The organism is Enterobacter sp. JBIWA005, assembly GCF_019968805.1.
GTDB lineage: Bacteria > Pseudomonadota > Gammaproteobacteria > Enterobacterales > Enterobacteriaceae > Enterobacter > Enterobacter vonholyi.
Window position 1 is genome coordinate 4,254,473 of sequence record NZ_CP074159.1, and the last position, 12,607, is coordinate 4,267,079.

The following is a 12,607-nucleotide window of genomic DNA, read 5'->3' on the forward strand; positions in this document are numbered from 1 at the left end:
AATTCTGTTAATCTGTATCAGGCTGAAATTGATTGTTCTGTCTCTTCGCCAAAACACCTTCGGCGTTGTAAGGTTAAGCCTCACGGTTCATTAGTATCGGTTAGCTCAACGCATCGCTGCGCTTACACACCCGACCTATCAACGTCGTCGTCTTCAACGTTCCTTCAGGACCCTTAAAGGGTCAGGGAGAACTCATCTCGGGGCAAGTTTCGTGCTTAGATGCTTTCAGCACTTATCTTTTCCGCATTTAGCTACCGGGCAGTGCCATTGGCATGACAACCCGAACACCAGTGATGCGTCCACTCCGGTCCTCTCGTACTAGGAGCAGCCCCCCTCAATTCTCCAGCGCCCACGGCAGATAGGGACCGAACTGTCTCACGACGTTCTAAACCCAGCTCGCGTACCACTTTAAATGGCGAACAGCCATACCCTTGGGACCTACTTCAGCCCCAGGATGTGATGAGCCGACATCGAGGTGCCAAACACCGCCGTCGATATGAACTCTTGGGCGGTATCAGCCTGTTATCCCCGGAGTACCTTTTATCCGTTGAGCGATGGCCCTTCCATTCAGAACCACCGGATCACTATGACCTGCTTTCGCACCTGCTCGAGCCGTCACTCTCGCAGTCAAGCTAGCTTATGCCATTGCACTAACCTCCTGATGTCCGACCAGGATTAGCTAACCTTCGTGCTCCTCCGTTACTCTTTGGGAGGAGACCGCCCCAGTCAAACTACCCACCAGACACTGTCCGCAACCCGGATCACGGGTCTACGTTAGAACACCAGCCATTAAAGGGTGGTATTTCAAGGACGGCTCCACGCAGACTGGCGTCCACGCTTCAAAGCCTCCCACCTATCCTACACATCAAGGACCAGTGTTCAGTGTCAAGCTATAGTAAAGGTTCACGGGGTCTTTCCGTCTTGCCGCGGGTACACTGCATCTTCACAGCGAGTTCAATTTCACTGAGTCTCGGGTGGAGACAGCCTGGCCATCATTACGCCATTCGTGCAGGTCGGAACTTACCCGACAAGGAATTTCGCTACCTTAGGACCGTTATAGTTACGGCCGCCGTTTACCGGGGCTTCGATCAAGAGCTTCGCGTTACCGCTAACCCCATCAATTAACCTTCCGGCACCGGGCAGGCGTCACACCGTATACGTCCACTTTCGTGTTTGCACAGTGCTGTGTTTTTAATAAACAGTTGCAGCCAGCTGGTATCTTCGACTGATTTCAGCTCCACCCGCAGGGGCTTCACCTACATATCAGCGTGCCTTCTCCCGAAGTTACGGCACCATTTTGCCTAGTTCCTTCACCCGAGTTCTCTCAAGCGCCTTGGTATTCTCTACCTGACCACCTGTGTCGGTTTGGGGTACGATTTGATGTTACCTGATGCTTAGAGGCTTTTCCTGGAAGCAGGGCATTTGTTACTTCAGCACCGTAGTGCCTCGTCATCACACCTCAGCGTTAAAAAACGACCGGATTTACCTAATCGTTCCGCCTACATGCTTAAACCGGGACAACCGTCGCCCGGCTAACATAGCCTTCTCCGTCCCCCCTTCGCAGTAACACCAAGTACAGGAATATTAACCTGTTTCCCATCGACTACGCCTTTCGGCCTCGCCTTAGGGGTCGACTCACCCTGCCCCGATTAACGTTGGACAGGAACCCTTGGTCTTCCGGCGAGCGGGCTTTTCACCCGCTTTATCGTTACTTATGTCAGCATTCGCACTTCTGATACCTCCAGCATGCCTCACAGCACACCTTCAACGGCTTACAGAACGCTCCCCTACCCAACAACGCATAAGCGTCGCTGCCGCAGCTTCGGTGCATGGTTTAGCCCCGTTACATCTTCCGCGCAGGCCGACTCGACCAGTGAGCTATTACGCTTTCTTTAAATGATGGCTGCTTCTAAGCCAACATCCTGGCTGTCTGTGCCTTCCCACATCGTTTCCCACTTAACCATGACTTTGGGACCTTAGCTGGCGGTCTGGGTTGTTTCCCTCTTCACGACGGACGTTAGCACCCGCCGTGTGTCTCCCGTGATAACATTCTTCGGTATTCGTAGTTTGCATCGGGTTGGTAAGCCGGGATGGCCCCCTAGCCGAAACAGTGCTCTACCCCCGAAGATGAGTTCACGAGGCGCTACCTAAATAGCTTTCGGGGAGAACCAGCTATCTCCCGGTTTGATTGGCCTTTCACCCCCAGCCACAAGTCATCCGCTAATTTTTCAACATTAGTCGGTTCGGTCCTCCAGTTAGTGTTACCCAACCTTCAACCTGCCCATGGCTAGATCACCGGGTTTCGGGTCTATACCCTGCAACTTAACGCCCAGTTAAGACTCGGTTTCCCTTCGGCTCCCCTATACGGTTAACCTTGCTACAGAATATAAGTCGCTGACCCATTATACAAAAGGTACGCAGTCACACCACGAAGGTGCTCCCACTGCTTGTACGTACACGGTTTCAGGTTCTTTTTCACTCCCCTCGCCGGGGTTCTTTTCGCCTTTCCCTCACGGTACTGGTTCACTATCGGTCAGTCAGGAGTATTTAGCCTTGGAGGATGGTCCCCCCATATTCAGACAGGATACCACGTGTCCCGCCCTACTCTTCGAGTTCACAGCCTGTGTGCTTTCGTGTACGGGACTGTCACCCTGTACCGTGCGACTTTCCAGACGCTTCCACTAACACACAAGCTGATTCAGACTCTGGGCTGCTCCCCGTTCGCTCGCCGCTACTGGGGGAATCTCGGTTGATTTCTTTTCCTCGGGGTACTTAGATGTTTCAGTTCCCCCGGTTCGCCTCGTTAACCTATGTATTCAGTTAACGATAGTGCAACGAATTGCACTGGGTTTCCCCATTCGGACATCGCCGGGTCAAAGGTTCATATCACCTCGCCGGCGCTTTTCGCAGATTAGCACGTCCTTCATCGCCTCTGACTGCCAGGGCATCCACCGTGTACGCTTAGTCGCTTAACCTCACAACCCGAAGATGTTTCACTTCTGATTGCGAAAATTTGAGAGACTCGAACACACCATTAAGATGTGTCGTTTCAATTTTCAGCTTGATCCAGATTTTTAAAGAGCAAATATCTCAAACGTGACTCGCAAGTCAGTTTTGAGATATGACGGCAGGTGACTTTCACTCACGAACCAGCAAGTGGCGTCCCCTAGGGGATTCGAACCCCTGTTACCGCCGTGAAAGGGCGGTGTCCTGGGCCTCTAGACGAAGGGGACACTGAAGTCTCAATCGCAAGACGCCTTGCTATTTACTTTTCATCAGACAATCTGTGTGAGCACTGCAAAGGCAGGTTCTTTAAGGTAAGGAGGTGATCCAACCGCAGGTTCCCCTACGGTTACCTTGTTACGACTTCACCCCAGTCATGAATCACAAAGTGGTAAGCGCCCTCCCGAAGGTTAAGCTACCTACTTCTTTTGCAACCCACTCCCATGGTGTGACGGGCGGTGTGTACAAGGCCCGGGAACGTATTCACCGTAGCATTCTGATCTACGATTACTAGCGATTCCGACTTCATGGAGTCGAGTTGCAGACTCCAATCCGGACTACGACGCACTTTATGAGGTCCGCTTGCTCTCGCGAGGTCGCTTCTCTTTGTATGCGCCATTGTAGCACGTGTGTAGCCCTACTCGTAAGGGCCATGATGACTTGACGTCATCCCCACCTTCCTCCAGTTTATCACTGGCAGTCTCCTTTGAGTTCCCGGCCTAACCGCTGGCAACAAAGGATAAGGGTTGCGCTCGTTGCGGGACTTAACCCAACATTTCACAACACGAGCTGACGACAGCCATGCAGCACCTGTCTCAGAGTTCCCGAAGGCACCAATCCATCTCTGGAAAGTTCTCTGGATGTCAAGAGTAGGTAAGGTTCTTCGCGTTGCATCGAATTAAACCACATGCTCCACCGCTTGTGCGGGCCCCCGTCAATTCATTTGAGTTTTAACCTTGCGGCCGTACTCCCCAGGCGGTCGACTTAACGCGTTAGCTCCGGAAGCCACGCCTCAAGGGCACAACCTCCAAGTCGACATCGTTTACGGCGTGGACTACCAGGGTATCTAATCCTGTTTGCTCCCCACGCTTTCGCACCTGAGCGTCAGTCTTTGTCCAGGGGGCCGCCTTCGCCACCGGTATTCCTCCAGATCTCTACGCATTTCACCGCTACACCTGGAATTCTACCCCCCTCTACAAGACTCTAGCCTGCCAGTTTCGAATGCAGTTCCCAGGTTGAGCCCGGGGATTTCACATCCGACTTGACAGACCGCCTGCGTGCGCTTTACGCCCAGTAATTCCGATTAACGCTTGCACCCTCCGTATTACCGCGGCTGCTGGCACGGAGTTAGCCGGTGCTTCTTCTGCGGGTAACGTCAATCGCTGTGGTTATTAACCACAACGCCTTCCTCCCCGCTGAAAGTACTTTACAACCCGAAGGCCTTCTTCATACACGCGGCATGGCTGCATCAGGCTTGCGCCCATTGTGCAATATTCCCCACTGCTGCCTCCCGTAGGAGTCTGGACCGTGTCTCAGTTCCAGTGTGGCTGGTCATCCTCTCAGACCAGCTAGGGATCGTCGCCTAGGTGAGCCGTTACCCCACCTACTAGCTAATCCCATCTGGGCACATCTGATGGCAAGAGGCCCGAAGGTCCCCCTCTTTGGTCTTGCGACGTTATGCGGTATTAGCTACCGTTTCCAGTAGTTATCCCCCTCCATCAGGCAGTTTCCCAGACATTACTCACCCGTCCGCCGCTCGCCGGCAAAGTAGCAAGCTACTTTCCGCTGCCGCTCGACTTGCATGTGTTAGGCCTGCCGCCAGCGTTCAATCTGAGCCATGATCAAACTCTTCAATTTAAGTTTGATGCTCGTGAATTAAACTTCGTAATGAATTACGTATGTTCACTCAGAGACTTGGTATTCATTTATTGTCCGAAGACATTAAGAATCCATGTCACTTTGAGTGCCCACACAGATTGTCTGATAAATTGTTAAAGAGCAGTGCAACGCGGCTTTCGCTCACCGTTGCGAGGTGGCGTATATTACGCTTTCCTCTTTCAGAGTCAACCCGTTATTTCAGGATTTTTTCTCTTCAACCGACCGGGTTGTTTGTGAAGTGATTCACATCCGCCGTGTCGATGGAGGCGCATTATAGGGATCCCATTTTTTAGCACAAGTATTTTTTAGATCTTTTTTTCCGACTGCTGATTTTCCGCGCTTTTCGCTGAAATCCCGCCCGATCTGCTTAAATATTGACGTATTTTGCCTTGCCTCGATCCATTAATACGATCAAAGTCTTCTGTATAGCGCTCATTGTTAGAGGTAGATATGCCCGCAGTATTACGTCCTTATAAAGATCTGTTCCCCCAAAAAGGCGATCGCGTGATGATCGATGCCAGCAGCGTGGTGATTGGTGATGTCCGAATGGCCGACGATGTCAGTATCTGGCCACTCGTCGCCATCAGGGGTGATGTTAACTATGTGTCGATTGGTGCACGTACCAATATTCAGGACGGTAGCGTCCTGCACGTCACGCACAAATCCTCCTATAACCCGGAAGGTAATCCCCTCATCATTGGAGAAGAGGTTACCGTCGGCCATAAAGTGATGCTTCACGGCTGCACTATCGGAAATCGCGTACTTGTTGGCATGGGGTCGATTTTGCTGGATGGTGTCATAGTAGAAGATGACGTGATGATTGGAGCCGGTAGCCTGGTCCCGCCGAACAAACGGCTGGAGAGCGGCTATCTCTATCTGGGAAGTCCGGTAAAACAGATCCGCCCCCTTAAGGAGGCAGAGATCGAAGGATTAAAATACTCGGCGAACAACTACGTAAAATGGAAAAATGATTATTTGGATCAGGATAGCCAAATCCAACCCTGATCGTCTTCCTGCTCTTCGCGGATTAAATCGCTGGCTTCCTCTTCCAGATCCCAGCGATTTTCGCAAAATACCGCTATCGGATCTGAACCGCCAAAACGACGCAACAGCGTTTCCCCATGAATGGCACAGGTCAGTTGCATGCCGTGTACCAGAACCGGGAAACAGACCGCTTGCTTACTTTCATCCCAGCTCTCTCTGTCCGGAAAATGAATAGCCTGATTCACGCCGAAAGCTCCTGCTTTAACTTTTCAATGACCGGCTCGACTGCAGGCAACACCCCGTGCCAGAGAAGCACCGCATGCGCAGCCTGCCCCACCAGCATGCCGAGTCCATCGGCTAACTTTTTCGCACCGTGTTGTTCACACCAATAAAGGAAAGGCGTCTTCCCTTTCTGATAAAACATGTCATAGAAATACATATGCGCACTGACCAGCGAAGCGGGGATCGCCGGGATCTCACCACTAATGCCGCTGGATGTGGCATTAATGACAAGATCGAACTCACGATCGGCAAGATCGTCAAGAGCTGCCGCGCTCACGCTGCCGGTATGCGCAAACAACGCCGCCAGCGCTTCTGCCCGGGAAAAGGTTCTGTTAGTAACGGTCACCGAACAGTCCAGTGAAAGCAGAGGCAACAGAACGCCCCGCGATGCGCCACCCGCGCCAATCAGCAGGATCCGGAATCCGGGCTTGATAAAGGAGAGTCTTTCCAGATCGCTGAGTAAACCAATTCCGTCGGTGTTGTCACCCAAAAGGCGTCCATCCTCAAGCCGTTTTAGAGTATTGACTGCACCAGCCAGAAAAGCTCGTTCGGTTAGCTCATCCGCACGTTCGAAGGCTTCCTCTTTAAAAGGCACCGTCACATTCGCGCCTTTGCCCCCCGCGGCGAAAAAGGCCTCCAGCGTTGGGATAAAAGCATCCACTGGCGCCAGTATGCGGCCGTAGGGATGATCAATCTCCAGCTGCTCCGCGAATTGCTGATGGATCAACGGTGATTTGCTGTGTGCAATGGGATTGCCAAAAACAGCATAGGTTTCCATGAGATTACCCCTGGCGAAAACGTTCGCCGGTCAAAGCGTCGCGAATTTCAGACGGATTCAGGCGCCCTCCCGTTTCACCGACAGCAACAGGGAAGTCATTCCCGAACTGCGCCAGCACTTCTTCGGTTGTCCGACAAGGCGGCAATCCGGTAAGGTTAGCACTTGTTGAGACTAGCGGTTTACCAAATGCCAGACAAAGCTCAACCACCAGCGGATGGTCAGTTACGCGAACGGCGAGGGAATCAAAGCGTCCGGTTAACCAACGCGGGGTTGTCGGCTGCGCCGGGAAGACGAAGGTCACCGGTCCCGGCCACGCGGAGAAGATAGTCTCGCGCTGCGCCGGCGTAAGCATGGAGTCGTCGATATAAGGTTTAAGCTGCTCGTAATTCGCAGCGATCAAAATCAGTCCTTTCTCGACGGGTCTTTGTTTCAGGGCAAGCAGACGGCTCACAGCCGTCTCGCTGTCAGGATCGCAACCGACCCCAAAAACAGCTTCAGTTGGATAGGCGATGACTTCTTCATTTTTCAGTACGTCCACAGCATGCGCAATGGAGCCTGATGGCAGGTTATTATTCACTATTTTGATCCGCCGTAACCGGCTTTCCACATTGTTTACTGGCGCAGAAGCGTTTCATGCCTTGCGCGGTTTTCTTCTCTATCAGTAGCGGATAATTGCAATGAGGGCAGGTTCCCGCTACTGGTTTAAAATTGATGACGAACTGGCATTCAGGGTAGCGATCGCACGAATGGAAGGTCTTACCATAACGGGAACGGCGCTGTACCAGCTGACCGCGCTGACACTGAGGACACGCAATTGCCGTTTCATCAGGCTTATCAATTTGTTCCGTATGCTCACATTCTGGATAGCGGCTACATCCAATAAACATGCCGAAACGCCCCTGCCGCAGGGCTAATTCACCACCGCACACGGGACAATACTGACCCTCCAGAATTTTAACGATATGTCCATCCGCCTGGCTTTTCAGAGGACGAACATAATCACATTCCGGATAGTGTGAACAACCGAGAAACGGGCCGTGTTTCCCGGACCGAATAACAAGTTCAGCCCCGCACTGCGGGCAGGGCTCGTTTTTATGCACCGTGAATAGTGCTGATTTGGCCATAACAACTCTTGGTGCTGCACATTGAATTAGTGCAGCATACCTTCATTCACTTCAAAGAGTAATTCTTCCATTTGCTGATAGGCATTTTCACAGCCCGGGATATTAAACAGAACCATCAGGATCACCCATTTGAGATCTTCCAGTTCGAATTCTGCTGTATCCAGCGCCATGACGCGCTCTATCACCATTTCTCTCGTTTCGAGGTTCAGCACCTGAATCTGCTCAAGGAATAAGATGAATCCCCGGCAGCTGGCGTCCAGCCTTTCACACTCTTCTGCGGTATAAATGCGTACTGACAATGGATCAGAAGCAAGCTGCATCGGTTCGGCCAGGCCTTCCTGATAATCAGCCAGTTTTTCCAGCCACATCAACGCATTATAGATGTCTTCCCGCTCAAACCCCGCATCGGTAAGATCCTGTGTCAATTTGTCCTGATCCACTCGCATTTCTGCTTCGTTATGGATGTAAGTCTCAAACAAATACATCAGTACGTCGAACATGGCATGCCCTCCTTAATCGGACATAGCCGCCGGGTACAGCTGCGATCCACCCTGCTAACTCCAGTTCGAGTAGCTGTGCTACCGTTACTGGCACAGGTTGGCCGGCACGTTCAGCGACAACGTCAACAGGTGTTACCTCATCTCCTACGTTAGCCAGGAGCTTGGGAAATGGCAATGCCACCTTTCCCTGATCTGATGAATATTGTCGCTTTTCGGGATCTTCCTGTAGCCATTGCAATCCATATTGCAAATTTTCAAGAATATCCCCTACTTCCGTTACCGGTGTGGCCCCTTGCTTAATCAGCCAGTGGGGCCCCTCGCATCCGGGGTTACCTATCGGGCCGGGCAAGGCAAAGACCTCTCTCCCCTGTTCAAGCGCGCATCGTGCCGTGACCAGCGAACCGCTTCGCCGCGCAGCTTCAACTACCAGCACGCCTTTGCTAAGCCCGCTGATAATTCGATTACGACGCGGAAAGTTTGCCGGCCTGGGCTGCGCGGAAAGCGGAAACTCAGAGACTATCGCGCCGTCAGATTCAATAAGCCGCATCGCCAATGCCTGATGTCGGCGTGGATAAATGCTAAAAAGACCGTTCCCCAGCACCGCGACACTTTGTCCTTTAGCTGACAGCGCCGCGCTGTGGGCAACGCCGTCAATACCACAGGCCAGCCCGCTGGTAATCGTGAAACCACTTTGTGTAAGCTGTTCGCACAGGATTTTCCCCCATCGCTCGCCGTACCATGACGGCGCACGACTGCCTACCACCGCCAGCTGAACGGTATTAAGCGTCTCTGGGTTACCTTTTATGAATAATGCACCGGGATAATCAGGGATCGTGCGAAGCAAAGGGGGATAAAGGGGATGGTTGGCCGTTAATAAATGATGCCCCGGCTGCTCAAGCCATAGCAGGCTACGTTCCAGCTCACTCTCATTGAACGCAAAGAATCGTTCAGCCTGCTTTGCTGTCAGTCCAGCATTTCTTAAGACAAGCGTGTCGATGCCTTCCTGCTTCTGCAGTCGTGCAGCCGCTTCCAGCATTACATCACCACACAGAGACCCTGTGTGTATTAGCCGTAGCCATATCTCGGTCAACGTCATCCTTTCCCCTGCCATAAGCGGCCTCCGCAATCATTGCGATTGGTCACTGATGCTGTCAATCGATGGGGGATTTGTCTAGAATAGAGGTAGTATTCTTATCAACTCCTGAACACGACTCTGGAAATTTATGGCAGTTTTGCAAGTGTTACATATTCCGGACGAGCGCCTTCGCATCGTCGCTGAACCGGTCAAAGAAGTGAATGCAGAAATCCAGCGTATCGTTGATGATATGTTCGATACCATGTACGCCGAAGAAGGCATTGGTCTGGCGGCGACGCAGGTAGACATTCATAAGCGTATTATCGTGATTGATGTTTCTGAAAATCGCGATGGCCGCCTGGTGCTGATCAACCCTGAGCTGCTCGAAAAGAGTGGCGAAACCGGTATTGAGGAAGGCTGTCTGTCTATTCCTGAACAGCGTGCGTTAGTGCCGCGAGCTGAAAAGGTGAAAATTCGCGCCCTGGATCGTGACGGTAATCCGTTCGAACTGGAAGCAGATGACCTGCTGGCGATTTGTATTCAGCATGAGATGGATCACCTTGTCGGTAAACTGTTTATCGATTACCTCTCACCGCTGAAACAGCAGCGTATTCGTCAGAAAGTAGAAAAACTGGATCGTTTGCGTTCTCGCGCATAACGCCCCCCGGATACAAGGATCATCGTGTCTAAAACACTACGAATTATCTTCGCGGGAACCCCTGATTTTGCAGCGCGTCATCTTGACGCGCTGTTATCTTCCGGTCACAAGGTTGTTGGCGTCTTTACCCAGCCGGACCGTCCTGCTGGTCGCGGCAAAAAAATGATGCCCAGCCCGGTAAAAGTGCTGGCAGAAGAGCATGGGCTACCCGTTTTCCAGCCCGTATCGTTACGCCCCCAGGAAAATCAGCAGCTGGTCGCTGACCTGAAAGCCGACGTAATGGTGGTGGTGGCTTACGGTTTAATCCTGCCAAAAGCTGTGCTCGATATGCCTCGCCTGGGTTGCATCAACGTGCATGGGTCTTTGCTCCCGCGCTGGCGTGGTGCTGCACCTATTCAGCGCTCGCTGTGGGCAGGTGATGCCGAAACGGGCGTTACCATTATGAAGATGGACGTAGGTTTAGACACCGGCGATATGCTGTATAAACTGGCCTGCCCCATTACGTCAGACGATACCAGCGCCACGCTGTATGACAAACTGGCAGACCTCGGTCCACAAGGGCTTATCGAGACGCTCCAGCAGCTTGCTGACAATACGGCGAAACCGGAAGTTCAGGATGACGCGCTGGTGACTTATGCCGAAAAGCTGAGCAAAGAAGAAGCGCGGATCGACTGGTCCCTGTCGGCCGCTCAGCTTGAACGCTGCATTCGCGCTTTCAATCCGTGGCCGATGAGCTGGATAGAGATTGATGAGCAGCCGGTGAAAGTGTGGAAAGCCTCCGTCATTAGCGGTACTACTACGGCTGAACCCGGTACGATTGTTGACGCCAACAAGAACGGCATCCAGGTGGCGACTGGGCAAGGGATATTGAATCTTGAATCGCTCCAACCGGCCGGTAAGAAAGCCATGAGCGCTCAGGATCTGTTAAATTCCCGTCGCGAATGGTTTATCCCGGGCAACCGTCTTGCCTGAGCAAATTTATTCTTAAGGCCCGGTGTTTCCGGGCATTTTTATTTTTACGGTTATGAAAAAACAAAATCTACGCAGTATGGCGGCTCAGGCCGTCGAGCAGGTTATTGAGCAGGGCCAGTCATTGAGCAATGTCCTGCCTCCCCTGCAGCAAAAAGTCTCTGATAAGGATAAAGCCCTGCTTCAGGAGCTTTGCTTTGGCGTCCTGCGCACGCTTTCTCAACTTGAGTGGTTGATTAATAAGCTGATGTCACGCCCAATGACAGGCAAACAGCGCACCGTACACTATTTGATTATGGTGGGTTTTTATCAGCTTCTTCATACCCGCATCCCACCCCATGCCGCGCTGGCAGAGACGGTGGAAGGTGCCGTTGCGATTAAACGTCCTCAGCTGAAAGGGCTGATCAACGGCGTACTGCGTCAGTTCCAGAGACAGCAGGAAGAGCTTCTGGCTGAATTTGCCCAAAGCGAAGCGCGCTTCCTGCATCCGGACTGGCTGTTGAAGCGCCTGAAAAAAGCTTATCCGCAGCAATGGCAGGACATTGCCGATGCTAACAACCAGCGTCCACCAATGTGGTTACGCGTGAATCGTAATCACCACACCCGTGACGCATGGCTGGCATTACTTGAAGAAGCTGGAATGAGCGGCTTCACCCATGACGCATACCCTGATGCCGTGCGCTTAGCATCGCCTGCACTGGTACATGCACTGCCCGGCTTTGAAGACGGTTGGGTAACTGTACAGGATGCCTCGGCTCAGGGTTGCATGACCTGGCTTGAACCCCAAAACGGTGAGCAGATCCTCGATCTCTGCGCCGCACCAGGGGGCAAAACGACGCATATTCTTGAAGTGGCTCCGCAGGCCAGCGTGATGGCAGTGGACGTTGATGAGCAGCGTCTTTCACGCGTCTACGACAACCTCAAGCGCCTGGGCATGAAGGCACAGGTTAAGCAAGGCGATGGACGCAAACCAGCAGAATGGTGTGGCGAAACACAATTCGATCGCATTTTGCTGGATGCCCCCTGCTCTGCCACCGGCGTGATTCGTCGTCATCCTGATATCAAGTGGCTGCGTCGCGATCGTGATATTAACGAGCTTGCCCAACTGCAATCCGACATTCTCGACGCCATCTGGCCACATCTTAAACCCGGCGGCACGCTGGTCTATGCGACCTGCTCAGTGCTGCCGGAAGAAAACAGTCAGCAAATCGCGGCCTTCCTTAAACGTACCCCGGATGCAGCGCTGCGCGATACGGGAACGCCTGAATGCCCGGGTCAGCAGAATCTGCCGGGTGCAGAAGAGGGTGATGGCTTCTTTTACGCTAAGCTAATCAAAGAGTGATGTTGAGAACAGGT

The 12,607-nt window shown here is 52.5% G+C and carries 10 protein-coding genes, 1 tRNA gene and 2 rRNA genes; 4 read left to right on the forward strand and 9 right to left on the reverse strand.

The window, feature by feature from the left end; genetic code table 11:
• Window positions 1-69 precede the first annotated feature (69 nt).
• From KGP22_RS20215 to KGP22_RS20225, 3 genes are all read right to left on the reverse strand, one after another.
• Window positions 70-2,975: ribosomal RNA gene (locus KGP22_RS20215) — 23S ribosomal RNA — on the reverse strand.
• Between the two features lie 182 nt (window positions 2,976-3,157).
• Window positions 3,158-3,233, reverse strand: a tRNA-Glu gene (locus KGP22_RS20220).
• Between the two features lie 85 nt (window positions 3,234-3,318).
• Window positions 3,319-4,860, reverse strand: a 16S ribosomal RNA gene (locus KGP22_RS20225).
• The 16S and 23S rRNA genes sit together here with 1 tRNA gene alongside, the layout of an rRNA operon.
• Window positions 4,861-5,331: 471 nt before the next feature.
• On the opposite strand from KGP22_RS20225, the gene KGP22_RS20230 reads away from it, so the two are divergent.
• Window positions 5,332-5,886, forward strand: a complete 555-nt coding sequence (locus tag KGP22_RS20230; RefSeq protein ID WP_223580600.1) for a gamma carbonic anhydrase family protein — start codon at window positions 5,332-5,334, stop codon at window positions 5,884-5,886.
• Here the strand turns inward: KGP22_RS20230 and KGP22_RS20235 are convergent.
• From KGP22_RS20235 to dprA, 6 genes are read right to left on the reverse strand one after another with little or no spacing between them, the layout of a single operon-like run.
• A complete protein-coding gene (locus KGP22_RS20235; protein WP_223580603.1) occupies window positions 5,862-6,110 on the reverse strand; it encodes a DUF1488 domain-containing protein in 249 nt (82 codons plus the stop codon). The genes KGP22_RS20230 and KGP22_RS20235 overlap by 25 nt on opposite strands.
• The gene (gene aroE / locus KGP22_RS20240; RefSeq protein WP_149367520.1) at window positions 6,107-6,925 is read right to left on the reverse strand and encodes a shikimate dehydrogenase; all 819 of its coding nucleotides are present in this window, start codon (window positions 6,923-6,925) and stop codon (window positions 6,107-6,109) included. Before aroE ends, KGP22_RS20235 begins: the two co-directional genes overlap by 4 nt.
• A 4-nt stretch (window positions 6,926-6,929) precedes the next feature.
• A complete protein-coding gene (gene tsaC / locus KGP22_RS20245; protein WP_023309444.1) occupies window positions 6,930-7,502 on the reverse strand; it encodes an L-threonylcarbamoyladenylate synthase type 1 TsaC in 573 nt (190 codons plus the stop codon).
• Window positions 7,495-8,049 (reverse strand): topoisomerase DNA-binding C4 zinc finger domain-containing protein, encoded by a 555-nt coding sequence (locus tag KGP22_RS20250; protein ID WP_047652855.1) that lies wholly within the window; start codon window positions 8,047-8,049, stop codon window positions 7,495-7,497. The genes tsaC and KGP22_RS20250 overlap by 8 nt, the downstream gene beginning before the upstream one ends.
• 26 nt (window positions 8,050-8,075) lie before the next feature.
• The gene (gene smg / locus KGP22_RS20255) at window positions 8,076-8,549 is read right to left on the reverse strand and encodes a DUF494 family protein Smg (RefSeq protein ID WP_008503477.1); all 474 of its coding nucleotides are present in this window, start codon (window positions 8,547-8,549) and stop codon (window positions 8,076-8,078) included.
• Entirely contained in the window at window positions 8,521-9,645 is a 1,125-nt protein-coding gene (dprA, locus tag KGP22_RS20260; protein WP_111966072.1) for a DNA-protecting protein DprA, read from the reverse strand. Before dprA ends, smg begins: the two co-directional genes overlap by 29 nt.
• 127 nt (window positions 9,646-9,772) lie before the next feature.
• Between dprA and def the strand changes: the two genes are divergently transcribed.
• From def to rsmB, 3 genes are read left to right on the forward strand one after another with little or no spacing between them, the layout of a single operon-like run.
• Entirely contained in the window at window positions 9,773-10,282 is a 510-nt protein-coding gene (gene def, locus KGP22_RS20265) for a peptide deformylase (RefSeq protein ID WP_008503479.1), read from the forward strand.
• Between the two features lie 24 nt (window positions 10,283-10,306).
• Complete coding sequence (gene fmt / locus KGP22_RS20270; RefSeq protein ID WP_223580605.1) at window positions 10,307-11,254, forward strand: methionyl-tRNA formyltransferase; 948 nt, start codon at window positions 10,307-10,309, stop codon at window positions 11,252-11,254.
• Window positions 11,255-11,306: 52 nt separating this feature from the next.
• On the forward strand, window positions 11,307-12,593 hold the full coding sequence (gene rsmB, locus KGP22_RS20275; RefSeq protein ID WP_149367524.1) for a 16S rRNA (cytosine(967)-C(5))-methyltransferase RsmB: 1,287 nt from the start codon (window positions 11,307-11,309) through the stop codon (window positions 12,591-12,593).
• Window positions 12,594-12,607: the final 14 nt, after the last annotated feature.